22 protein-coding genes are annotated in these 21,563 nt (G+C 68.9%); 10 read left to right on the top strand and 12 right to left on the bottom strand.

Features of this window, described 5'->3' with window-relative positions; genetic code table 11:
* Positions 1–107 precede the first annotated feature (107 nt).
* From ACAM51_RS15345 to ACAM51_RS15325, 5 genes are read right to left on the bottom strand one after another with little or no spacing between them, the layout of a single operon-like run.
* A complete protein-coding gene (locus tag ACAM51_RS15345; RefSeq protein WP_218339137.1) occupies positions 108–1,361 on the bottom strand; it encodes an O-antigen ligase in 1,254 nt (417 codons plus the stop codon).
* Positions 1,358–2,176 (bottom strand): glycosyltransferase family 2 protein, encoded by an 819-nt coding sequence (locus ACAM51_RS15340; RefSeq protein ID WP_218296642.1) that lies wholly within the window; start codon positions 2,174–2,176, stop codon positions 1,358–1,360. Before ACAM51_RS15340 ends, ACAM51_RS15345 begins: the two co-directional genes overlap by 4 nt.
* 3 nt (positions 2,177–2,179) lie before the next feature.
* A complete protein-coding gene (locus ACAM51_RS15335; RefSeq protein WP_218339138.1) occupies positions 2,180–2,386 on the bottom strand; it encodes a zinc-finger domain-containing protein in 207 nt (68 codons plus the stop codon).
* Between the two features lie 5 nt (positions 2,387–2,391).
* A complete protein-coding gene (locus ACAM51_RS15330) occupies positions 2,392–3,330 on the bottom strand; it encodes a branched-chain amino acid transaminase (protein ID WP_218296640.1) in 939 nt (312 codons plus the stop codon).
* 39 nt (positions 3,331–3,369) lie between these two features.
* Positions 3,370–3,804 (bottom strand): glycerate kinase, encoded by a 435-nt coding sequence (locus ACAM51_RS15325; RefSeq protein ID WP_218296639.1) that lies wholly within the window; start codon positions 3,802–3,804, stop codon positions 3,370–3,372.
* 227 nt (positions 3,805–4,031) lie between these two features.
* On the opposite strand from ACAM51_RS15325, the gene ACAM51_RS15320 reads away from it, so the two are divergent.
* Both ACAM51_RS15320 and ACAM51_RS15315 read left to right on the top strand, forming a co-directional pair.
* A complete protein-coding gene (locus ACAM51_RS15320; RefSeq protein ID WP_369641117.1) occupies positions 4,032–5,789 on the top strand; it encodes a methyl-accepting chemotaxis protein in 1,758 nt (585 codons plus the stop codon).
* Positions 5,790–5,866: 77 nt separating this feature from the next.
* Positions 5,867–6,553 carry a hypothetical protein gene (locus ACAM51_RS15315; protein ID WP_218296637.1) on the top strand — a complete coding sequence of 229 codons (687 nt, stop codon included), beginning with the start codon at positions 5,867–5,869 and terminating at the stop codon, positions 6,551–6,553.
* Here the strand turns inward: ACAM51_RS15315 and radA are convergent.
* A complete protein-coding gene (gene radA, locus ACAM51_RS15310) occupies positions 6,550–7,929 on the bottom strand; it encodes a DNA repair protein RadA (RefSeq protein WP_218339140.1) in 1,380 nt (459 codons plus the stop codon). The genes ACAM51_RS15315 and radA overlap by 4 nt on opposite strands.
* Positions 7,930–8,046: 117 nt before the next feature.
* Here radA and hpaI point away from each other — a divergent pair, with 117 nt between their 5' ends.
* From hpaI to ACAM51_RS15295, 3 genes are all read left to right on the top strand, one after another.
* The gene (hpaI, locus tag ACAM51_RS15305) at positions 8,047–8,877 is read left to right on the top strand and encodes a 4-hydroxy-2-oxoheptanedioate aldolase (protein WP_218339141.1); all 831 of its coding nucleotides are present in this window, start codon (positions 8,047–8,049) and stop codon (positions 8,875–8,877) included.
* Between the two features lie 76 nt (positions 8,878–8,953).
* On the top strand, positions 8,954–9,931 hold the full coding sequence (locus ACAM51_RS15300) for a 2-dehydropantoate 2-reductase (RefSeq protein WP_218296634.1): 978 nt from the start codon (positions 8,954–8,956) through the stop codon (positions 9,929–9,931).
* A gap of 75 nt (positions 9,932–10,006) precedes the next feature.
* Positions 10,007–10,630, top strand: coding sequence for a glutathione S-transferase family protein (locus ACAM51_RS15295; RefSeq protein WP_218296633.1), 624 nt, complete (start codon positions 10,007–10,009; stop codon positions 10,628–10,630).
* A 78-nt stretch (positions 10,631–10,708) separates the two neighbouring features.
* Here ACAM51_RS15295 and ACAM51_RS15290 read toward each other — a convergent pair whose 3' ends face one another.
* Positions 10,709–12,289 carry an ABC transporter substrate-binding protein gene (locus ACAM51_RS15290; RefSeq protein WP_369641116.1) on the bottom strand — a complete coding sequence of 527 codons (1,581 nt, stop codon included), beginning with the start codon at positions 12,287–12,289 and terminating at the stop codon, positions 10,709–10,711.
* Between the two features lie 75 nt (positions 12,290–12,364).
* Positions 12,365–12,973, bottom strand: coding sequence for a LysE/ArgO family amino acid transporter (locus tag ACAM51_RS15285; RefSeq protein WP_218296631.1), 609 nt, complete (start codon positions 12,971–12,973; stop codon positions 12,365–12,367).
* Between the two features lie 77 nt (positions 12,974–13,050).
* Between ACAM51_RS15285 and ACAM51_RS15280 the strand changes: the two genes are divergently transcribed.
* On the top strand, positions 13,051–13,938 hold the full coding sequence (locus ACAM51_RS15280; protein ID WP_369641115.1) for a LysR family transcriptional regulator ArgP: 888 nt from the start codon (positions 13,051–13,053) through the stop codon (positions 13,936–13,938).
* On the opposite strand, the gene ACAM51_RS15275 is transcribed toward ACAM51_RS15280, so the two are convergent.
* The gene (locus ACAM51_RS15275; RefSeq protein ID WP_369641114.1) at positions 13,922–14,743 is read right to left on the bottom strand and encodes a siderophore-interacting protein; all 822 of its coding nucleotides are present in this window, start codon (positions 14,741–14,743) and stop codon (positions 13,922–13,924) included. The genes ACAM51_RS15280 and ACAM51_RS15275 overlap by 17 nt on opposite strands.
* 68 nt (positions 14,744–14,811) lie before the next feature.
* Here ACAM51_RS15275 and ACAM51_RS15270 point away from each other — a divergent pair, with 68 nt between their 5' ends.
* Complete coding sequence (locus tag ACAM51_RS15270) at positions 14,812–15,285, top strand: MarR family winged helix-turn-helix transcriptional regulator (RefSeq protein ID WP_369641113.1); 474 nt, start codon at positions 14,812–14,814, stop codon at positions 15,283–15,285.
* A 130-nt stretch (positions 15,286–15,415) separates the two neighbouring features.
* Here the strand turns inward: ACAM51_RS15270 and ACAM51_RS15265 are convergent, their stop codons facing one another.
* On the bottom strand, positions 15,416–16,291 hold the full coding sequence (locus tag ACAM51_RS15265; protein ID WP_369641112.1) for a hypothetical protein: 876 nt from the start codon (positions 16,289–16,291) through the stop codon (positions 15,416–15,418).
* Positions 16,292–16,424: 133 nt separating this feature from the next.
* Positions 16,425–17,540 carry an alanine racemase gene (alr, locus tag ACAM51_RS15260; RefSeq protein ID WP_369641111.1) on the bottom strand — a complete coding sequence of 372 codons (1,116 nt, stop codon included), beginning with the start codon at positions 17,538–17,540 and terminating at the stop codon, positions 16,425–16,427.
* A gap of 155 nt (positions 17,541–17,695) precedes the next feature.
* Here alr and lplT point away from each other — a divergent pair, with 155 nt between their 5' ends.
* The 3 genes from lplT (at position 17,696) to ACAM51_RS15245 (ending at position 20,652) form a co-directional block, all read left to right on the top strand.
* On the top strand, positions 17,696–19,000 hold the full coding sequence (gene lplT / locus ACAM51_RS15255; RefSeq protein ID WP_218296625.1) for a lysophospholipid transporter LplT: 1,305 nt from the start codon (positions 17,696–17,698) through the stop codon (positions 18,998–19,000).
* A gap of 192 nt (positions 19,001–19,192) precedes the next feature.
* The gene (locus tag ACAM51_RS15250; RefSeq protein WP_369641110.1) at positions 19,193–20,089 is read left to right on the top strand and encodes a DMT family transporter; all 897 of its coding nucleotides are present in this window, start codon (positions 19,193–19,195) and stop codon (positions 20,087–20,089) included.
* Between the two features lie 74 nt (positions 20,090–20,163).
* Complete coding sequence (locus ACAM51_RS15245; RefSeq protein ID WP_218296623.1) at positions 20,164–20,652, top strand: glutathione peroxidase; 489 nt, start codon at positions 20,164–20,166, stop codon at positions 20,650–20,652.
* Positions 20,653–20,660: 8 nt separating this feature from the next.
* Here ACAM51_RS15245 and ACAM51_RS15240 read toward each other — a convergent pair whose 3' ends face one another.
* Positions 20,661–21,158 (bottom strand): N-acetyltransferase family protein, encoded by a 498-nt coding sequence (locus ACAM51_RS15240; RefSeq protein ID WP_369641109.1) that lies wholly within the window; start codon positions 21,156–21,158, stop codon positions 20,661–20,663.
* Positions 21,159–21,563: the final 405 nt, after the last annotated feature.

Below are 21,563 nucleotides of genomic sequence, written 5' to 3'. Positions count from 1 at the left end.
AGCCGAGCAAGGGCCGCCCCGCAGCGAGGGCTGCGTCCCCCTGCCCGCATTGCACAGCAATGCGAGAGCGGGGGGATGCGGCGAAGCCGCTCAGGGGGGTGTCGCATCTAGAACGGCCGGCCGCAGCCGATGCGGGCACGCCGCTCGTGCAGGGCGGCCAGCAGCAGCGGGCACATGAAAAGATAGAACATGTTGCCGCTGTTGTGGGCCAGGAAGACCTGGGTGAGGCCGAAGCCGATGTACGACAGGGGCACCATCACTCCCACCAGGCACAGGGAAAGCGATTCCTTGTCCATCTTTCCCGCCCCATCGCGGATGCGCCGGGCCGTGGGCCAGAACATCGCCAGCGGAATGCCATAGAACGCCAGCAACAGCAGCACGCCGGGCAGCCCCCGCTTGGCGAAAAGATCCAGGATTTCGTTGTGCGCGTGGCCGAATTCGAGCACCACCGGGTGTGCCAGCCCGGCCGCCACGCGCCGCGCCTTCTCCTCGGCATAGCCCGCGCGGCCCCAGCCGGTCAAAGGCCGGTCCCAGCCCATCTCCCACGCCAGGCCCCAGTGCGCCAGCCGCTGCCCGACCGAGCTGCGGCCATCGCCGTGGTCCTTGTAGGTCTGCACTTCCTGGCGCGCCTCGTCCACCCGCTGCTCCACCGCGGGCACCTGCGACAACGCGGCCGCCGCCAGCGCCAGCGCGCACAGGCCCCAGTACATCCGGCGCTGCCCCGTGGTGCGCACCAGCAGCCACGCACTGACCGGCAGCAGCAGCACCAGCGCCAGCCATCCGCCCCGCGACTGCGACAGCACCGACCCCACCGCGCCCAGCACGATGGCCGCCGCCAGCAGCACCCGCTGCCACAGCACCCAGCGCTTCCACTGCACCACCAGCAACAGGCCGCTCATCACGGCCAGCAGCATGCTCAGGTTGCCGTACTGGATGGCGTTGGTGAAGCCATTGGCGCGGGGCAGCGCCTGCACGCAGATCTGGTAGATGGCCACCAGGCCGCTGCCCACCGCGCCCACCGCCACCCCCATCCACAGCCACGATGCGCGCGGCTCGAAGGTCATCAGGTAGAAGATGCAGGGCAGCGCCAGCAGGTACTTGACGGGGCGGTCCATGCTGCCCCAGCCCCAGGTGGCCCCCACGTCCAGCAGCCACAGCGCCGCCATGCAGGAAAACGCCGCCGTCAGCCACCAGGCCGCGCGCGGCGCGGGCCGGTTCCACCACACCGGCGCGCTGGCGAGCGCGGCCAGCAGCAGCACGACCGCCCCATAGGAATAGCCCGAGGGCAGCCACAGGGCCAGGCCCGGAACCATGAACGCGCCGAGGCTGGCGCAGCGCCCGAACCAGCGGTAGGCCTTCATCCGCGGATCACCCGGCCCGTGAGGCGGTCACGGTCGTACCGCAGCGCCGCATAGCGGAAGAACCCCTCCAGCGCCACGAAGAAGCAGTACAGGAAGCCCGCGCCCCCGCACAGGAAGCCCAGGCGGAACACGTACAGGCGCACGAACATGGAAGTGCCCGAGGCCAGCCCCCGCAGCACCCCCCCCCGCTGCCCGTTCTCGGCGCGCTTCGCGGCGCCGAGCATCACGTACTGCGTGAGCTTCTCCAGGCTGCCGCGCACCGTGGTGCGCGAGTAGTGCAGCAGGCGCGCCTTGATCAGGCGGCGCGGCACCTCGCCGCCACCGGGCAGCGCATGCAGCTGCGCCTGCTCGTGCACCACGCCCGTGTACTCCCGGACCATGCCGCGCACGAACAGCCGCTCGATCTGGGACTGCGAGCGAAAGTGCGTGAGCTCCTGCCCGAACGCCACCATGCGCCAGCGGATCTTCCACACGGCCTGCTCGCCCGAGCGCACGATGGCCTGCAGCTCCCGCGCGAAGGCCGGTGTCATCACTTCGTCAGCATCGAGGAAGAAGATGTAGTCGCCGCGCGCATGGGCGAGCAGGCGGTTGCGCTGCACGGCAAAGCCCTGCCAGTCCGGGTGGACATGGACTTCGGCGCCCAGGCCCCGCGCGATGGCCACGGTGTCGTCCGTGCTTCCACTGTCCACCACCAGCAGCTGGTCTGCAAAGGCGGCGCTCTTCAGGCAGGCTTCAATGCGGTGCGCCTCGTTGTGGGTCAGCACCGCCACGGTCAACGTGGGCGGCGGCGATGCGCCGCCGGCTGCAACTGGCATCAATCAATGACCGGCGTGCACGCGCTCGCCCGCCCTGAGGCGGTACACCGTTCCGCAGTAGGGGCACTTGGCCTCGCCCGTGCGGGCCACGTCCAGGTACACCTTGGGGTGGCTGTTCCAGATTTTCATGTCGGCCTTGGGGCTGGGGCAGAAAACCCCGCCCTGTGCGTTCAGGTCCTTGGCCAGGAGTTCAACGGTTGCTTGCGACATGTTCATCAGACCTTGGTGAGCCAGTGGGCGTAGTTGGAATTGCGGCCGTTGACGATGTCGAAGAAGGCACTCTGGATTTTTTCGGTGATCGGGCCCCGCGACCCCGCGCCGATCTCGATGCGGTCGAGTTCGCGGATGGGCGTCACCTCGGCGGCCGTGCCGGTGAAGAAGGCTTCGTCGGCGATGTAGACCTCGTCGCGCGTGATGCGTTTTTGCACGATCTCCAGGCCCAGGTCCTTGGCGATGTGGAACACGGTGTTGCGGGTGATGCCGTTCAGGGCGCCGGCCGACAGGTCGGGCGTGTAGATCACGCCGTTCTTGATCACGAAGATGTTCTCGCCCGCGCCCTCGGACACGAAGCCGGAGCTGTCGAGCAGCAGCGCCTCGTCGTAGCCATCGTCCAGCGCTTCCATGTTGGCCAGGATGGAGTTGGTGTAGTTGCTCACCGCCTTGGCCTGCGTCATGGTGATGTTGACGTGGTGGCGCGTGTAGCTGCTGGTCTTCACGCGAATGCCGCGCTTCATGCCCTCTTCGCCCAGGTAGGCGCCCCAGGCCCAGGCGGCCACCATCAGGTGGATCTGGTTGCCCTTGGGGGAGACGCCCAGCTTCTGCGAGCCGATCCAGGTCAGCGGGCGCAGGTAGCAGGATTCAAGCTTGTTCTCGCGCACCACGGCCTTCTGGGCCTCGTTCACTTCTTCCTTGCTGAAGGGAATCTTCATGCGCAGGATCTTGGCGCTGTTGAACAGGCGGTCGGTGTGTTCTTCCAGGCGGAAGATGGCCGTGCCGTTGGCGGTGTTGTAGGCGCGCACGCCTTCAAAGGCGCCGCAGCCGTAGTGCAGGGTGTGGGTCAGCACATGGATCTTGGCGTCGCGCCAATCGACCATCTGGCCGTCCATCCAGATCTTGCCGTCACGGTCGGCCATCGAGGGAACTACGGGGCTCATGGGTGTCCTTTTGTTGCTGTGGGTCGCAAACCGGGGATTTTACGGGGCGGCCGGGGGCTGGCCCGCCGGGGCGGCGGAACCGTCGCCTTCGGGCCGCCACAGCGTCCACTTCGCCAATTTGCCGTGGCGGAACTCGCACGTCACGTGCGACTGGGTGCCATCCGTCCAGCGGTACACCTCCGGCTCGGCCTGCGCCGGCGACAGCTGCTCGCCCAGGGACTGCGTCATGGCCACCACATGCATCAGGTTGACCCCCTCGCCGAGGCGGGCGTTGAGCATGACCGCGCTGCCCACATACCCGATGGGGCGGTTGGCGGCCTTCTTCATCACATTCATGAGCCGCGTGAAATGCAGCAGCGCCCACATGACCAGCCCGCCCATGACGGCGGCCACACCGGGCCATCCGTAGGCCATGAAACCAAAAACAACCAGCCCCACCACGCCCAGGGGCACCAGGATTTTGCGCAAATTCATGGGCGGTATTGTCATATGAGCGCCCGGGCCGCCGGCAAAGATCCCGAGGCCGGGGCGCCAAGCGGCCGGCAAGGCACCTCCAGACGCTGGCCGAGAAATTGTTTCGTTGTGTAAGCACTACATTAATGAAATAACATCGCGCGCGAAGGCGGGCCGGGCCCCCGCAAGTGTTTACGGCCGTGGCGGAAGCACGAAAAATGCGGACTCGTCCTTTCTGGAGATGGTCAATGAAATTGGATAACGTGCGCCTGTCGCCCAAGCTGTGGGGTTCTATCGTGGGGCTGCTGGGTGCCATGCTGCTGGTGTCGGTATGGGCGCAGCACCAGGTGGCCCAGGTGATGGACCGGTCCATGGAGTCGATGGCATCGTTCGAGAACCGCATCACGCTCGCCGCGCAATGGAAGGGCGCCACCGAAACCACCGGCGAGCGGGTGCTGGCCAGCAATTCCACGCCCGATGCGGACCTGACGGCCCTGTTCGACGGCCGCGTGAAGGCCGGCGTGGCCGGCATCTCGGCCATCCAGGCCAAGGTGGTGGAACTGGCGACCAGCCCGGCAGACAAGGCCGCCCTCGAGCGCGTGGCCGCCGAGCGCACCCATGTGCTGGCCCTCAACAAGCAGGCGCGCGAAATCAAGCAGGGTGGCGACGGGGCCGCCTTCAAGTCGTTCATCGAATCCAAGTACCTGCCGTCCATCGGCCGCTATGTGGACAGCCTCGAGACCTTCGTGCAGCTGCAGCAGAGCCAGCGCGACGCGGCCCGGCAGGAGGCCCAGGCCGCCCGCAGCCACGCCAACCTGCTGGCCTGGATCACCCAGGGGGCCGTGTTCGCGCTGGGCCTGGTGCTGTCGTTCCTGCTGGTGCGCTCCATCACGCGCCCGCTGAACCGGGCGGTGGATCTGTCCGATGCCATCGCCAGCGGCAACCTCACCGTGTCCGCGCAGGACGATCGCCAGGATGAGTTCGGCCACCTGCTGCGCTCGGTATCGCAGATGGCGGCCCGCCTGCGCGGCCTGGTTTCCGAGGTGCGCAGCGGCGTGGACTCCATGTCCAATGCCTCGGTGGAGATCGCCACGGGCAACCAGGACCTGTCGTCGCGCACCGAGCAGACGGCCGCCAACCTGGAAGAGACCGCCGCCAGCATGGAAGAGCTGACCGCCACCGTCACCCAGTCGGCGGACACCGCGCGCCAGGCCAACCAGCTGGCCACCACGGCCGCGCAGGCGGCCACGCGGGGCGGCGAGGTCGTGGCGCAGGTGGTCGAGAGCATGCAGCACATCACCAGCAGCTCGCGCAAGATCGCCGACATCATCGGCGTGATCGACGGCATCGCCTTCCAGACCAACATCCTGGCCCTCAACGCCGCCGTGGAAGCCGCCCGCGCGGGCGAACAGGGCCGGGGCTTCGCCGTGGTGGCCAGCGAGGTGCGGGGCCTGGCCCAGCGCTCCGCCTCCGCGGCCAAGGAGATCAAGGAGCTGATCAGCGCCTCGGTCGACACCGTGGAGACCGGCTCGGGCCAGGTCGCGCAGGCGGGCCAGTCGATGGACGAGATCGTGGCCAGCGTGCGCCGGGTGTCCGACCTCATCGGCGAGATCACCGCATCCTCCAGCGAACAGCGCGACGGCATCGGCCAGGTCAACCAGGCCGTGAGCAACCTGGACCAGATGACGCAGCAGAACGCCGCCCTGGTGGAGGAATCGGCGGCCGCCGCGGCCTCGCTGCGCGACCAGGCGCAGCGCCTGGCCGAGGTCGTGTCCGTCTTCAACGTGGGCCACCAGCCCGCCAGCACCACGCCCAGCCCTGCCCGCGCGCCGGCCCCGGCGCCCAGGCCTCGGGCGGCGGGCAGCGCGCTCAAAGCCGCCCCCGCCAAGGCCGCCCCGCCCCTTGCCAGGCCGCTGCAGGCCCCCGCGGCGCGCCCAGCGCCGCCTCCCGCACCCGCCGCCCCGGCGGGCCAGAAGGCGTCGGATGACGACTGGGAGTCTTTCTGACGTGCCGGTGCGGCACGGGCCGCCACCATCGGCTGCTCTAATTGCGCACTTCTGCATCCAGCCCCCCACCGCTTTCCATGCGCAACCCTCCCCTTTTGCTGGCGGCCCTCGCCGCCATGCTGGCCGCCTCCACGGCCAGCGGCCAGAACCTGTTCAAGTGCACGGACGACAAGGGGCACACCACCTTCTCCGACCGGGCCTGCGCCCAGGCGCCACGCCCGGCCGCGCCGCCCAGCCCACGGCCGTCTCCCGCCACGGCACCCGTGGCCAAGGTCAAGGCCAGCGCGCCCTCCGCGCCACCGGCCGCGCCCGCCGCCAGCAGCCCCAAGGCCGAGAACATCACCAGGCTGACCCCGGCCGTGGTGGAGGGTGTGCTGCGGCGAGCCGTGGAGCTCGGCGACCGGTCGGACTACCGTGCTCAGTGCGCGCTGGCCGCGCCCGACCTGAGCTTCAAGCTCACCGACCACAGCAGCAGCCCCGCGAGCGTGTACTCCGGCGGGCGCGCGGAGATCTGTGCGCTGCAGCAGCAGTCCGCGCAGGCCATGCAGGCCAGCGGTCTGCGCTCCGCAAGCCGGCTGGGCAAGCTGGACATCCGCGTCAATGCCGATGGCACCCAGGCCACGGCGCGGTCTGAATCGGCGGCGGCCATTTCCGCCCAGGGCCAGCATGTGCTGACCATGCAATGCACGCGCGAGGAGGTGCTGGGCCTGTACAGCGGCAGCGTGCTGTACCAGCGCGTCACCGCCGTCTGCAGGCCCTCCTAGCCCATCTCCCGCACCACGTTCATCGCCTCCTCCACGCGCTCCACGGCGTGGATGGTCAGGCCCTCGATGGGCTTCTTGGGCGCGTTGGCCTTGGGCACCACCGCCACGCTGAAGCCCAGCTTGGCGGCTTCTTTCAGGCGCTCCTGCCCGCGCGGCGCGGGTCGCACCTCGCCCGCCAGGCCCACTTCGCCAAAGGCCAGGAAGCCGCGCGGCAGCGCCTTGCCGCGCAGGCTGGAGGTGATGGCCAGCATCACCGCCAGGTCGGCCGCCGGCTCGCTGATGCGCACGCCGCCCACCGCGTTCACGAACACATCCTGGTCCATGCACGCCACCCCCGCATGACGGTGCAGCACGGCCAGCAGCATGGCCAGGCGGTCCTTGTCCAGGCCCACGGACAGGCGCCGGGGGCTGGGGCCACCGCTGTCCACCAGCGCCTGGATCTCCACCAGCAGCGGGCGCGTGCCTTCGAGCGTGACCATCACGCAGCTACCCGGCACGGGTTCGCTGTGCTGGCTCAAAAAGATGGCGCTCGGGTTGCTCACGCCCTTGAGGCCTTTTTCCGTCATGGCGAACACGCCGATCTCGTTGACCGCGCCAAAGCGGTTCTTGATGGCGCGCACCAGGCGAAACTGGCTGTGCGTGTCGCCCTCGAAGTACAGCACCGTGTCCACCATGTGCTCCAGCACGCGCGGCCCCGCCAGGGCGCCTTCCTTCGTCACATGCCCCACCAGCACGATGGCCACGCCGGTGGACTTGGCACAGCGCGTGAGGTGGGCCGCGCATTCGCGCACCTGGGCCACGGAGCCGGGCGCGGACGTGAGCTGGTCGGAATACACCGTCTGGATGGAATCGATCACGGCCACCGCGGGCTGCATGGACTCGATGGTCGCCAGAATCTTCTCGAGCTGGATCTCGGCCAGCACGTTCACCTGGCTGTGGTCCAGCCCCAGGCGGCGCGAGCGCAGCGCCACCTGGGCGCCGCTTTCCTCGCCCGTCACATACAAGGTGGGCAGGCCCACGCGCTGCAGGGCATCGAGCGCCTGCAGCAGCAGGGTGGACTTGCCGATGCCCGGGTCGCCGCCGATGAGCACCACGCCGCCTTCGACAATGCCGCCGCCCAGCACCCGGTCCAGCTCGTCGATGCCGCTCGGTGTGCGCTCCACATCGCTGGCCTCGATGGCCGACAAGGGCATCACCGCCTGCGCCTGGGCCAGGCCTGCAAACTGCGACCCGCTGTAGCGGTTCTTGCCCGGCCCCGCGTCGGCCACCTGCTCGATCAGCGTGTTCCAGGCACCGCAGGCCGGGCATTTGCCCAGCCAGCGCGGGCTGGTGCCGCCGCATTCGGTGCAGGTGAACGTGGTTTTTTCTTTGGCCATGGCGATGTAGAGGGAAAGCCCCCGGGGTGGGGCAGCCGACTATAGCGGCCATGCCCCCACGTGCTGGCAACAGCCCGTACGATGGAGGGCTTGGCACCCCGCCGCAGGAAGCTCACATTGCAGACACCCGTCAACCCCTTCAAACAGGCCATGGCCCAGGGCCAGTCGCAGATCGGCCTGTGGCTTGCGCTGGCCGACGCCTACAGCGCGGAAATCATCGCCGGCACTGGCTACGACTGGCTGCTGGTCGATAGCGAACATGCGCCCAACGACGTGCGCTCCATCCTGCACCAGCTGCAGGCCATCGCCAGCGCCAGCAGCGCCCTCGCCCCCGGCGCGCGGGCGCCCCACCCCATTGCGCGGGTTCCCGTGGGCGACACCGCGCTCATCAAGCAGTACCTGGACATCGGCGCGCAAACCCTGCTGGTGCCCATGGTGGACACCGCCGAGCAGGCACGGCAGCTGGTGCGCGCCACGCGCTATGCACCTGAAGGTGTGCGCGGCATGGGCAGCGCGCTGGCCCGTTCGTCGCGCTGGCAGGCCTACCCCCGGTATGTGCACGAGGCCAACCAGCAGGTGTGCCTGCTGGTGCAGGCCGAGACGGTGGAAGCCATGGCCAACCTGGATGCGATCGCCGCCACGCCCGGCGTGGACGGCGTGTTCATCGGCCCGGCCGACCTGTCGGCTTCCATGGGGCACCCCGGCAACCCGGGACATCCTGACGTACAGGCCGCCATCCACGATGGCATCACCCGCATCCTGCGCGCGGGCAAGGCGCCGGGCATTCTGGCCACCACCGAGTCGCAGGCGCGCCAGTGGCTGGCGGCGGGCGCCCTGTTCGTGGCCGTGGGCGTGGACACCATGCTGCTGGCCAGCGCCGCGCAGGATCTGCTGGCCCGCTTTCGCACCGATGCCGTGGGCACCCCCCAGCGCCCGGCGGGCTACTGAGGCCCCGCAGCAGTCGCGCGCCCCGAATCCCTCACCACCACAAACAACAACCCTGGAAGACAAAGGCTCTACAACCATGAAAGCATGTATCTACGGCGCGGGCGCCATCGGCGGCTGGCTGGGCGTGGCCCTCGCGCAGGCGGGCCACCCGGTCAGCATGGTGGCGCGCGGCGACACGCTGCGCGCCCTGCAGGCCGAGGGGCTGCGCATGCGGCGCGCCGACGGCACGCTGGCGCAGGTGGCCGTCACCGCGCACGACGACCCGGCGGCACTGGGCGTGCAGGACCTGGTGGTGGTCGCAGTCAAGGCGCCGGGCCTGCCCGAGGTGGCGCGCGCCATGGCCCCGCTGATCGGGCCCGAAACCACCGTGCTCACGGCCATGAACGGCGTGCCGTGGTGGTTCCTCGACGGTTTTGGCGGCGCGGCGCAGGGCCATGCCCTGCAGTCGGTGGATGCGGGCGGCGTGATTGCCAAAGCCATCCCGGCGCGCAGCGTGGTGGGCAGCGTGGTGCACACCAGCTGCTCGCTCGAATCGCCCGGTTTTGTGCGCCAGCACTTTGGCAACCGCCTCATCGTGGGCGAGCCCGACGGCCGCCGCAGCGAGCGGCTGCAGGCGCTGGCCGACACGCTGCAGCGCGGCGGCATCGATGTGGAGGTGACCGGCTGCATCCAGAAGGACATCTGGTTCAAGCTCTGGGGCAACCTCACCATGAACCCGATCAGCGCGCTGACCGGCGCCACCACCGACCGCATCCTGGACGACGACCTGGTGCGCGGTTTTGTCAGCGCCGTGATGCTGGAGGCCAAGGCCATTGGCGAGAAACTGGGCCTGCCCATCGACCAGCAGCCCGAGGACCGCCACGCCGTCACGCGCAAGCTGGGCGCGTTCAAGACCTCGATGCTGCAGGACGTGGAGGCCGGCAAGCCCATGGAGATCGACGCGCTGGTGGGCGCGGTGCGCGAACTGGGGCAGATCACCCACACACCCACGCCCCACACCGATGCGCTGCTGGGCCTGACCCGCCTGATGGCACGCACACGAGGCCTGTACTGAAATATTTCAAGAAAATTGGCCGCTAGCGCTTACCTATCAAGCGCCAATAGCTATCTATTTTATAGCACATTAACCATGACCACTCTCACGCTCTACTACACCCCCGGCACCTGCGCGCAGGCCGTGCGCATCGCTCTGGAAGAGGCTGGCGCCCAGCACCAGCTGGTGCGCGTGGACTTCGCCGCGGGCCAGCAGCGCACGCCCGAATACCTTGCCGTGAACCCCAAGGGCCGCGTGCCCGCGCTGGCCACGCCACACGGTACCCTGACCGAAACACCCGCCCTGCTGGCGTATGTGGCGCAGAGTTTCCCCGAGGCGCGCCTGGCCCCCACCGATGCCCACGGCTTTGCGCGTCTGCAGGAATTCCACAGCTACCTGGCCTCCACGGTGCACATCGCCCATGCGCACCGCCCCCGCGCCAGCCGCTGGGCCGACGAGCCCGAAGCGATTGCCGCCATGCAGCGCAAGGTGCCGCAGAACATGACCGACTGCTTCAACCTGATTGAAACCCACTACCTGCCCTCTGCGGAACACGGCCCCTGGGTGATGGGCGCGCAGTACACCGTGGCCGATGGTTATCTCTTCACCATCGCCAGCTGGCTGGCCAGCGATGGCGTGGACATTGCGCTCTTTCCCAAGGTGCACGCCCACACCCAGCGCATGCTCCAACGCCCCGCCGTGCAACGCGCCCTGGCCTGAAGCCCGCGGCGAGCAGCGGCAGGAAAAAAAGCCCCGGGCTCTGGCAGCACCGGGGCTTTTTTTGCGGGGCGCAGGTGATCAATTCACCTTGAGGTAGCGCCAGTCGATCCGGTTGTCGGCACGGTGGATGATGTCCACCTTCTTCGTCGCTGCCCACGGAATCACCTGGTTGTACAGCGGGATGTGCGAGACCAGCTCATGCTCCTTGATCAGCGCCTGCTCGATCAGGTTGTTGCGCGTGGTGGCATCGGTCTCCTTCTTCACGCGCTCCACCAGGGCATCGAGCTGCGGGTCGGAGAAGCGGCCCAGGTTGAAGTTGCCATCGCCCCCCGCGCCAGGCGAGCGCACCAGCGACTGCAGGCTGTAGAACGCGTCGAACGTGGGCACGCCCCAGCCCAGCAGATAGATGCTGGCCTCGTTGCGCTGGATCATCGGGAAATACGTGGCAAACGGCAGCGAGCGCAGCTTGGCTTTCACGCCCACCTTGGCCCAGTGCGCGGTGATGGCCTGGCACAGCTGCTCGTCGTTGATGTAGCGGCCCGCGCTGCAGGCAAAGTCCACCTCGAAGCCGTTGGGGTAGCCCGCGTCGGCCAGCAGCTTCTGCGCGGCCTTGGGGTCGTAGGGCCAGCGCACGTCGGCCTTCCTGGTCCAGCCATTGACCTGGTTGGCGATCAGCGTGCCCGTGGGCTGGGCCAGGCCGCGCAGCACCACGCGCTGGATGGACTGGATGTCGATCGCCTGGTACAGCGCCTTGCGCACGCGCAGGTCCTTGAGCGGGTTCTTGCCCTTCACGTCCGAGCCGGGCAGCTCGTCGCGGAACTGGTCCAGGCCCAGGAAGATGGTGCGGTACTCCGGCCCTTCGAGCACCTGCAGGTTGGGGGTCTGCTTGATGCGCGCCAGGTCCTGCAGGCTGGGGTCGATCACGAAATCAATCTCGCCCGACAGCAGCGCGGCCGTGCGCGTGGCGTCGGCCTTGATGGGGGTGTAGACGATCTCGGTCAGGTTGGTGGGGTACTTGCCCTTGCCCCACCAGTGCGGGTTGGGCTCCAGCACCACGCGCTGGTCGGGCGTCCACTGCTTGAGCTGGTAGGGGCCGGTGCCCAGCGCGTTGCGGTGGGCGTACGTCTCGTCCTTGGTCTTGATGTCCTTGGGCTCGACCGACTTGTTCTTTTCGGCCCAGGCCTTGCTCAGAATGCGCAGCTCGGTGAGCTGGTTCACCAGCACCGGGTTGGGCAGGTCGGAGTGGATGTCGATGGTGTACGCATCGACCTTTTCCACGCGGTCGATGCCCTGGGTGTACACCGCGAAGTTGGAACTCTTGGCCTTGGCCCGTTCCAGCGAGAACTTGGCATCGTCGGCCGTGAACTCGCTGCCGTCGCTGAACTTCACGCCCTTGCGCAAGGTCAGGCGCAACTGGGTGGGCTTGATGAGCTTCCACTCGGTGGCCAGCGAAGGCTCGGGCTTGAAGGTCTTGCTGTTGTATTCGACCAGCGTGTCGTACACCGCGCCGTGCATGGTGTTGTTCACGCCCACGTTCTGGGCGTGGATGTCCCAGGTGGAAATGTCCACCGACCGGGACCAGCGGAAGGTCTTGGCCTGTGCCGCCATCGGCAGGGCAGTGGCCAGGGCGGCCGCGAGCAAAAGGGTCTTGAAACGCATGGGGAAAACACTCCAGATCAGTCAATAGACCGACTATGGAGCAAGCCCGCGTTTTACCCAACGAACTTATCTTTCTTAGCTTAGACCCATCGCCACCGCCAGAACCATCATGGTGGCCGCCGTCACCCCGTCCAGCACCCGCCAGGCCCCGGGCGAAGCGAACACGGGCGCCAGCCAGCGCGAACCGAAGCCCAGGCTCAGGAACCACAGGGCGCTGGCCAGCGAGCCCCCGGCCGCAAACGTGGCGCGGCCCCACACCGGGTAGGGGCTGGCCATGGTGCCCAGCAGCACCACGGTGTCCAAGTACACATGCGGGTTCAGCCAGGTCAGCGCCACCACGGTGAGCAGCGTGGCGCGCAGGCTCGCACCCGGCCCGTTGGCCGACACCAGCAGATGGGCCGGCTTGAAGGCCCGGCTGGCGGCCTGCACCGCGTACGCGGCCAGAAAAATCGCCCCCGCCCAGCGCATGAACTGCGCCCACTCCGGCCGGGCCAGGAGCACGCCGCCCATGCCCCACACCCCCGCCTGCAGCAGCGCCGCGTCGGACAGGGCGCACACCAGCACCACCGGCAGCACATGCTCGCGCCGCAGGCCCTGGCGCAGCACGAAGGCGTTTTGCGCGCCGATGGCCATGATCAGGATGGCCGTCGACGTGAATCCGTGAAGAAAGGCAGTGGTGCTCATGGGCGCGGATTGTGGGCCGCGTGCCATGGTCACGCCAGCTATACTTTTTAACGATCCGTCAGAATGGCTAACCATCCATGCGCCTCGACTCCGCCCAGCTCAACGCCTTTGCCACCGTGATCGACGAGGGCAGCTTCGAGCGCGCCGCTGCCGCGCTGCACGTCACCCGCTCGGCGGTGTCGCAGCGCGTGAAGCTGCTGGAAGAACGCGTGGGCCAGGTGCTGGTGCGCCGCGCCACGCCCTGCGCGCCCACCGAGGCCGGCCAGGCCCTGTACCGGCACGCCCGCGAAGTGGCCCTGAGCGAGGCCGACGCGCTCGCCACGCTCGGCGGCGGGCAGCACGCGTCCACGCGCCTGGCCCTCGGCGTCAATGCCGACTCGCTGGCCACCTGGTTTCCCCATGCCATGGCGCAGGCCGCGGAGGGCCAAAGCATCACCTTCGACATCCATGTCGAAGACCAGGACCATTCGGCCAACCTGCTGCGCGAAGGCCGCGTGATGGCCGCCGTGACGGCCGACCCCCAACCCGTGCAGGGCTGCAAGGTGCTGCCGCTGGGCACGCTGCGGTACCGCGCGCTGGCCAGCCCCGCCTTCCTGCAGCGCCACTTTGCCCAGGGGGTGAACGCCGCCACCCTGGCACAGGCGCCCATGCTGGTGTTCAACCGCAAGGACGCCCTGCAGGCGCGTTTCGTGGGGCGCATCACGCGCCGCAAACTCACGCCGCCCGTGCACTGGCTGCCCGAGGCGAACGCGTTTGTCATGGCCTCCCGGGCTGGCCTGGGTTGGGGCATGACCCCGGACCCGATGGTGCAGCACGACCTGAAGGCCGGGACGCTGGTCGAGCTGATTCCGGGCAAGCCCGTCGATGTTCCGTTGTACTGGCAGTACTGGCGCCTGAACGTGCAGGCGCTGCACCGCATGACCGAAGCGGTGCAGCAGGCTGCGGCGCTTACGCTGCTGCGCTGACCAGGTCTTCGTGGTGGTCTGCAGCGCCGCGCTTCCAGTAGGCGGAGATGCGCATGCGCTTGGCGTCCACGCCCGGCTTGGCCAGCACGGCACGGCGCACGGCGGCCATGTCGCCGTGTTCGCCGGCGGCCCACACAAACCCCGCGCCGGTGGGCAGCGCCAGATCTTCCACCGCCGCGGGCAGCGCGTCTACCCATTGCAGATCGAGCCGCGCCGCGCTGGCCAGGACCCGCTGGTCGGCAGGATTGCTCACCTGGATGCGCACGGTGGCCTGGGTGTGCGCGGGCAGCTCGGCCAGGCGGCGGGCGATGGCGGGCAAGGCGGTTTCGTCGCCCAGCAGCCAATGCCAGTCAAAACCGGTCGGCACCACCATGCTGCCGCGCGGCCCGGCAATGCCCACCCACTGGCCCACGGCGGCGCTCGCGGCCCAGTCGGTGGCGGGGCCTGCGTCGTGCAGGGCCACCTCGATGTCCAGCTCGCCCGCAGCGGCGTCATGGCGCGCGGGGGTGTAGTCGCGCAGCACGGGGCGTGGGTCGGGGAAGACGGGGCGGCCGTCCTGCATCGACGGCAGCGACGGGCGCTCCTGGCCTGGCTGGGGCAGGATGAGCTTGAGGTGGTCGTCAAACCCCGCGCTCACAAACCCGGCCAGCTCGGGCCCGGCCAGGGTGAGCCGCACGAAACCGGGGCTGACGGCGGTGCGCCGCACCACCTGGAGGTGGCGGGCTTGCAAGGGGTGGCGGACGCGTTCGATGGCAAGGTGCGCAGCGTCGGCTCGGGGTGTGGCGGTAGGCAGGGGTGCGTTCATGACTTAAAATGTTGATTTAATCAACCAATGATCTGCGCATTGGTTGATTTTGTCAACCACAAATCCCCATGACCACCCACGCGCCCGCCGATGTCTTTGAAGCCATGCACGACCTGCTGCATGTCTACCGGGCCCACATGGTGCGCGCCATGGCCGCCATCCACCCCGACCTGACGCACAACGAAGTGCGGGCGCTGATGTTCGTGGGCCGCCACCCCGGCACCACGCAGCGCGAACTGGTCGCCCACAGCGGCGCCGACAAGGCACAGGTGGCCCGCATGGTGGGGATGCTGCAGGACAAGGGCTGGCTGGAGAGCGCACCGAATGCCGAGGACAAACGCAGCCGCTGCCTGCGCCTGAGCGCCCAGGGTGCGGCCCTGCACCAGGCGCTGCGCGACGCCCGCCGGGGGCTGGCGGCGTCCCTGCTCAAAGGGTGCGACGACGCCACGCAGGCCCAGCTGCTCGCCCTGCTGGCGCAGGTGCGCAGCAACCTGGACGCCATCGAGACCGGCTGCGAAGGTGGCCGGGACTGCCGCCGCTGAGGCCGGGAGAGGGAACGCGGGGCCAGCCTGACCCAGGCCGGGAGGCGCCAGGACATGAAAAGAACCGGCCCCTACCGCTTGATAAGTCTATATTTCAAGCTACTAATTTAGTAGCGTTCTGCCTTTTGCATCACTGCCCCTGGATCACGCGCACGGCCTGGGGCAGCGACTGCACGCCGGGCAGGAAATGGTCGATGGTGGCGCCCAGCACCACGGCGCAGACCAACGCGCCCAGCAAGGGCTTCCAGGTCAGGCGCACGGCGGCCGTGAGCCAGCCCTCGCGCTCCACGCCCACGGCGGCCCGCGCAGTGGCCACCGAGAAGGCGATCTCCACCGCCACGGTCAGCAGCACATCCCAGCCAAAGAACAGCATGGCCAGCGAGCCCGCGCCAAAAATGATCGCCGCGCCGATGAGGAAGATCGCCACCACGGGCACGACCACCACGGCGCCTTCGTCGGCGCTGCCCAAGGCGTCGGCGGCGCCACTGGCCAGGTCGCCCAGCGCACTGGAATCGCCGCCGGAGCCCCCGCTGGACAGGCCCTGCGTCCATGCGCCACCAAAATCGCCCGACGCTCCGCCACCGCCAAAATCACCGCCGCCCGTGCGCGGCAGCGGCACCTGGCCACCGCCACCGCCCGACGGCCCGTTGCCGGGCCAGGACACGTCGGGCACATCCAGGCCGCTGCCATCGCCACCCGTGTCGCGGTCCTGCCGCACCAGCCGCGCCGCCCAGGCCCGCAGCACCAGCAGGTACCCCAGGTAGCCGACCGAGAGGGTGACGAAATACCGCAGCGCCAGCGACTCCACGCCCACCAGCATCTGCACGTGGGAGGTGCACCACATCAGCAGCAACGTGAAGCTGCCGATCAGCAGCCCATGCCAGCGCAGGCTGTAGCGCTGCTGCAGGGTGCGCGCCACCGTGCCGTGGTGGGGCATGCGCACGGAGCGCCAGGTGGAGGTTTTCTTCTTGCTATTGCTCTTGCGGTCGCTGCGGGAAGTGGCCATGGAGGAAACACCTGCGGTGGAAAGAGGGGGGCGGCCGGCGGTGTTGCGTGCCAGCGCCGCGCCATTTCACACCACTTTGGCCCGGCGGTGCAGCCCCGCGCCCCGCCTTGCGTGAACTTGTCGACGGTTCGGATCAGCCGATGCCATCCACCGACACGGGCACGCGCTGGGCCAGTGCCGTCAGCAGCTCCCAGCTGACGGTGCCTGCGGCGCTGGCCACCTCGTCCACGCCCAGTACCGTGCCGTTGGTGGCCTGGCCCCACAGCGTGACTTCCGCGCCAAACCCTGCGGCCACGCCCGCCTGTTGCAGCGGCGTGAGGTCCACCGTCACCATGTCCATGCTCACCCGCCCCACCAGCCGCGTGCGCACGCCGTTGACCAGCACCGGGGTGCCGGTATCGCAGTGGCGCGGGTAGCCGTCGGCATAGCCGCAGGCCGCCACGCCGATCAAGAGCGGCCCCTCGGCCGTGAAGCGCGAGCCATAGCCCACGGTGTCGCCCGCCTGCAGCTGCTGCGTGGCGATGAGGCGGGTGGCGAGGGTCATCGTGGGGCGCATGCCCCAATGGCTGGCGTCATGCTCGGGGTAGTCGGGCGCGCTGCCATACAGCGCGATGCCGGCGCGCACCCAGTCGGCGCGCACGCGCGCGTCCGCCGCGTGGCGCAGGGTGGCGGCACTGTTGCTCAGCGTGCGCTCGCCCGGCAGGTCCTGGGCGGCGGTGTTGAACACGGCCAGCTGGTGCGCCACCCCCCTGGGGCCGTCCGCATCGCTGAAGTGGGTCATGAACGAGATCTCGTCCACCTGCGGCAGCGCGTTGAGCCGCGCCCAGGCCGCGCGAAAGCGCTGCGGCGCGAAGCCCAGCCGGTTCATGCCCGAGTTCATCTTGAGGAACACGCGGTGCGGCACCTGCGTCTTGTGGGCGGCCAGCATGTCGATCTGCTCGTCGCAATGCACCGCGTGCCACAGGCCCAGGCGCGAGCACAGCTCCAGGTCGCGCGGCTCGAACACGCCTTCGAGCAGCAGGATGGGCCCGCGCCAGCCCAGATGCCGCACGCGTTCGGCCTCGGCCAGGTCCAGCAGCGCGAAGCCGTCGGCGCCACGCAGGCCTTCGTACGCGCGTTCGATGCCGTGCCCGTAGGCATTGGCCTTGACCACGGCCCAGACCTTGGCATCGGGCGCCGCCTGTCGGACACGCTCCAGGTTGTGGTGCAGGGCTGCGGTGTGGATGGTGGCGGCGATGGGACGGGGCATGGAAAGGACCAGGTGGGGCAAGGGATTTACCGGGGAATACGCGCAGGATTCTGGCACCGTGGCCGTTTATCCGCGTGATATAACCGTCCGTCACTTGCCAGGGTCCCCACATTTAACAGGGCATCAGCCGAACTGATGCAGCCACCAGCCATTCGATGAAGCGCGGTTTCTACACCATCATGTCGGCGCAGTTTTTCAGCTCGCTGGCCGACAATGCACTTTTCGTGGCCGCCGTGGAGCTTTTGCGCACAGAAGGCGCTCCCGAGTGGCAGCGCGCCGCCCTGGTGCCCATGTTCGCGCTGTTCTATGTGGTGCTGGCGCCCTTCGTCGGCGCCTTTGCCGACGCCCTGCCCAAGGGCAAGGTCATGTTCGTCAGCAACGCCATCAAGGTGGTGGGCTGCCTGATGATGCTGTTCGGTTCGCACCCGCTCATCGCCTATGCGGTGGTGGGTCTGGGCGCCGCGGCCTACTCGCCCGCCAAATACGGCATCCTCACGGAACTCCTTCCCGCCTCGCAATTGGTCAAGGCCAATGGCTGGATCGAGGGGCTCACCATCGCGTCCATCATCCTGGGCGTGCTGTTCGGCGGGCAGCTCGTGGGGCAGCACCTGTCGGGCATGCTGCTGGGCTTCGACCTGCCGATGATCGACACGGGTGTGGACACCCCCGCCGAGTCCGCCATCGCCGCGCTGATCGCGGTGTATGCGCTGGCGGCCTGGTTCAACACCCGCATCCCGCACACCGGCGTGGAAATGCGCCCCCTGCGCGCCGACCCCGCGCGCAGCGTGTTCTCCAACGCGCTGGCCCTGCTGCCGGACTTCTGGGCCTGCAACGGCCGCCTGTGGCGCGACAAGCTCGGCCAGATCTCGCTGGCCACCACCACCCTGTTCTGGGGCGCGGGCGGCAACCTCAAGTTCATCGTGCTGGCCTGGGCCGCCGTGGCGCTGGGCTACAACACCACGCAGGCCTCGGCACTCACCGGGGTGGTGGCCATCGGCACCGCCGTGGGCGCGGTGGTGGCCTCGATGCGCATGCGCCTGGACATGGCCACCCGGGTGATCCCGCTGGGCATCGCCATGGGGCTGCTGCTGATCCTGATGGTGTTCATCAGCAACATCTGGCTCGCGATCCCCTTCCTCATCCTGCTGGGCGGCCTGGGCGGCTACCTGGTGGTGCCCATGAACGCGCTGCTGCAGCACCGGGGCCACAACCTCATGGGCGCGGGCCGCTCGATCGCCGTGCAGAACTTCAACGAGCAGGCCTGCATCCTGGGCCTGGGCGCGTTCTACAGCCTGTCGCTCAAGCTGGGCCTGTCGGTGTTTGGTGCGATCATCACCTTCGGCCTCGTGGTGGCGGCCATCATGTGGATCATCCGCCGCTGGCACCAGCGCAACTGCATCAACCACCGCGACGAAGTGAACCACCTGCTGCACATTGCGCGGCACGATACGCATCATTGAGTTGCCCCCCTGAGCGGCTGCGCCGCTTCCCCCGGAGGGGGACGCACCCAGTGGCCTGGCAGAGCCAGTTCCACGGGTGCACTGGCGGGGAGGCGTGCCAGTTTTTGGCGCCGCCTCACTTGCGCAAGTTGCTACATAATCGATAGCTATTGACGCTTATCCATCAAGCGCTAGAGCCTATTCTTATTCTCGATGCAATCTCCCCTGCCCTTTGCCGCCCTGCTGTTCAACGCCTTCGTCTGGGGCCTGGCGTGGTGGCCGTTCCAGCACATGCACCAGGCGGGGCTGCATCCGCTGTGGGCCACGGCCTGCATGTACGCCGTGGTGCTGCTCGCGCTCATGGCCTGGCGCCCGGGCATCCTGCGGCAGGTGCGCGAACATCCGCAGTTGTGGCTGCTGGCGCTGGCCTCGGGGCTGAACAACGTGGCCTTCAACTGGGCCGTGACCATCGGCGACGTGGTGCGCGTGATCCTGCTGTTCTATCTCATGCCTGCCTGGGCCGTGCTGCTGGCCTGGCGGGTCCTGGGCGAACGCCCCACGCCCGCCGCGCTGCTGCGCCTGGCCCTGGCCTTCGCCGGCGTGGTGCTGGTGCTGCTGCCCGAGGGCGCGCCCGCCGCCCGGCTGCTGCAGACCCTCAGCCTGGCCGACGCGCTGGCCCTGCTGGGCGGTTTCATGTTCGCGCTCACCAACGTCACCCTGCGCCGCCTGCACGCCGTGCCCGGGCCGGCGCGCATGGCCACCATGTTCGGCGGCTGCATGCTCATGGCGCTGGCCGTGGCTGGCCTCGGGCTGCAGGTGGGCGTGGTCGATCCCTTCCCCGCCCCCAACAGCACCTGGGTCGTCACCGGCCTGCTGCTGGCCGGCGTGCTGATGCTGGGCAACTGGGCGCTGCAGTTCGGCGCCGCGCGCCTGGCAGCCGGCACCACGGCGCTGGTGATGCTGTCGGAGGTGATGTTCGCCAGCGTGTCTTCCGCGCTGCTGGGCGCCTCGGCCTTGAACACGCGCACCGTGCTGGGCGGGGCGATGATCCTGCTGGCGTCCCTGCTCGCCGCGCTGCAGTTCCGCAGGGCAGGCCCCAGCACCCCCTGAACCGCCGGGGCGAAAAGCAGAAAAGGGGCGCAACCCCTACCATGCACAGTCTTCCACCTTCAGGAGCATGCGCCATGCCCGACAGCATCTACGACTTTGAAGCCCAGCAGATGAACGGCCAGACCGTGCCCTTGTCGCAATACAAGGACAAAGTGCTGCTCATCGTGAACACCGCCAGCGCCTGCGGCTTCACGCCCCAGTTCGGGGGCCTGGAAGAGCTGCACAAGCAGTACGGCGGCCAGGGCCTGGTGGTGCTGGGCTTTCCCTGCAACCAGTTCGGCAGCCAGGACCCGGGCAGCAACGACGAGATCGCGAGCTTCTGCCAGCTCAACTACGGCGTGAGCTTTCCGATGATGGCCAAGATCGATGTGAACGGTGCCAATGCGTCGCCCCTGTACCAGTGGCTCGCCGCCGAAGCGCCCGGCCTGCTGGGCAGCAAGGCGATCAAATGGAATTTCACCAAGTTCCTGGTTGGCAAGGACGGCCGCGTGATCCGCCGCTATGCGCCGCAGGACGCGCCCAAGAAGCTGGCGGGCGACATCGAGGCGGCCCTCGCGGCCTGAGGCCGCGCTCAGCCTGCTGCCGCTGCCGCCGCAGGCGCCCAGCGGCACAGCACCCGCTCGCGGCCCGTGGCCGGATGGGTATCGACCGGCCCCTCCACCAGGCCATGGCGCGCATAGAAGCGGCGCGCGCCGTGGTTGCCCGTGGCCACGTGCAGGGTCCAGCCGCCCGGGCACAGGCGGATCACCTGCTGCAGCATTTCGGCCCCCACGCCCCGGCCCTGGCATGCGGGGTCCACGAACAGCTGGTGCAGATGCGCGCCGCCCACGTCCAGCACCAGGAACGCCGTGACCTCCGGCCCCACCGCACGCACCAGCACCGCACATGGCGGACCGAATTCCGCGCGCACCCGCGCCTCCCAGTGGTCGGGCGGAGCCACGGGCCTCACCGAGGGGTTGGCGGAACGCCAGGCCCTGCGCCACACGCGGGCCAGGCCGGCGTGGCTGTCGGCATCGGTCGCCGGCCGGATCACGGGCTGGACGCCGGGGGCATGGGAGCGGGGCTGCATGCGGGCATTGTCTTCGGAACGCGCCCGCGCCCGCCCGGCAACCCGAACAGCGGCCGCAGCCACGCCACACGCCGCACCACCGTCCCGGCCACCAGGACCCGCGGCTCCACCACCAGCCCCAGTCGCGCGGGCGCCAGCGCCCCGCAGCCTCCTTCATGCACCACGGCGTGCCCGGGTGCCACGCGGGCGGCGCCCAGCTACCGCGCATTGCCGGCCTGGTCGGCCGCCAGGGAGGCCGTGGCGCCGGTGGGCACGACGGGTTCGCGGCCGCCATGCGCCCCAGGCGCGGCAGCGGATCTTGCGCGACGGCGACGGCGCCGGCCCGGATTGTCCTGGGGGTCCGGAATCCTTGATCGAGCATTCCGAAACCGCATGCAAATCCCGGTGCGTAGCAATTCGTTGCAC

It is taken from the genome of Acidovorax sp. A79, from assembly GCF_041154505.1.
Lineage (GTDB): Bacteria > Pseudomonadota > Gammaproteobacteria > Burkholderiales > Burkholderiaceae_C > Acidovorax.
This window is presented reverse-complemented; position numbering and strand designations above follow the sequence as displayed.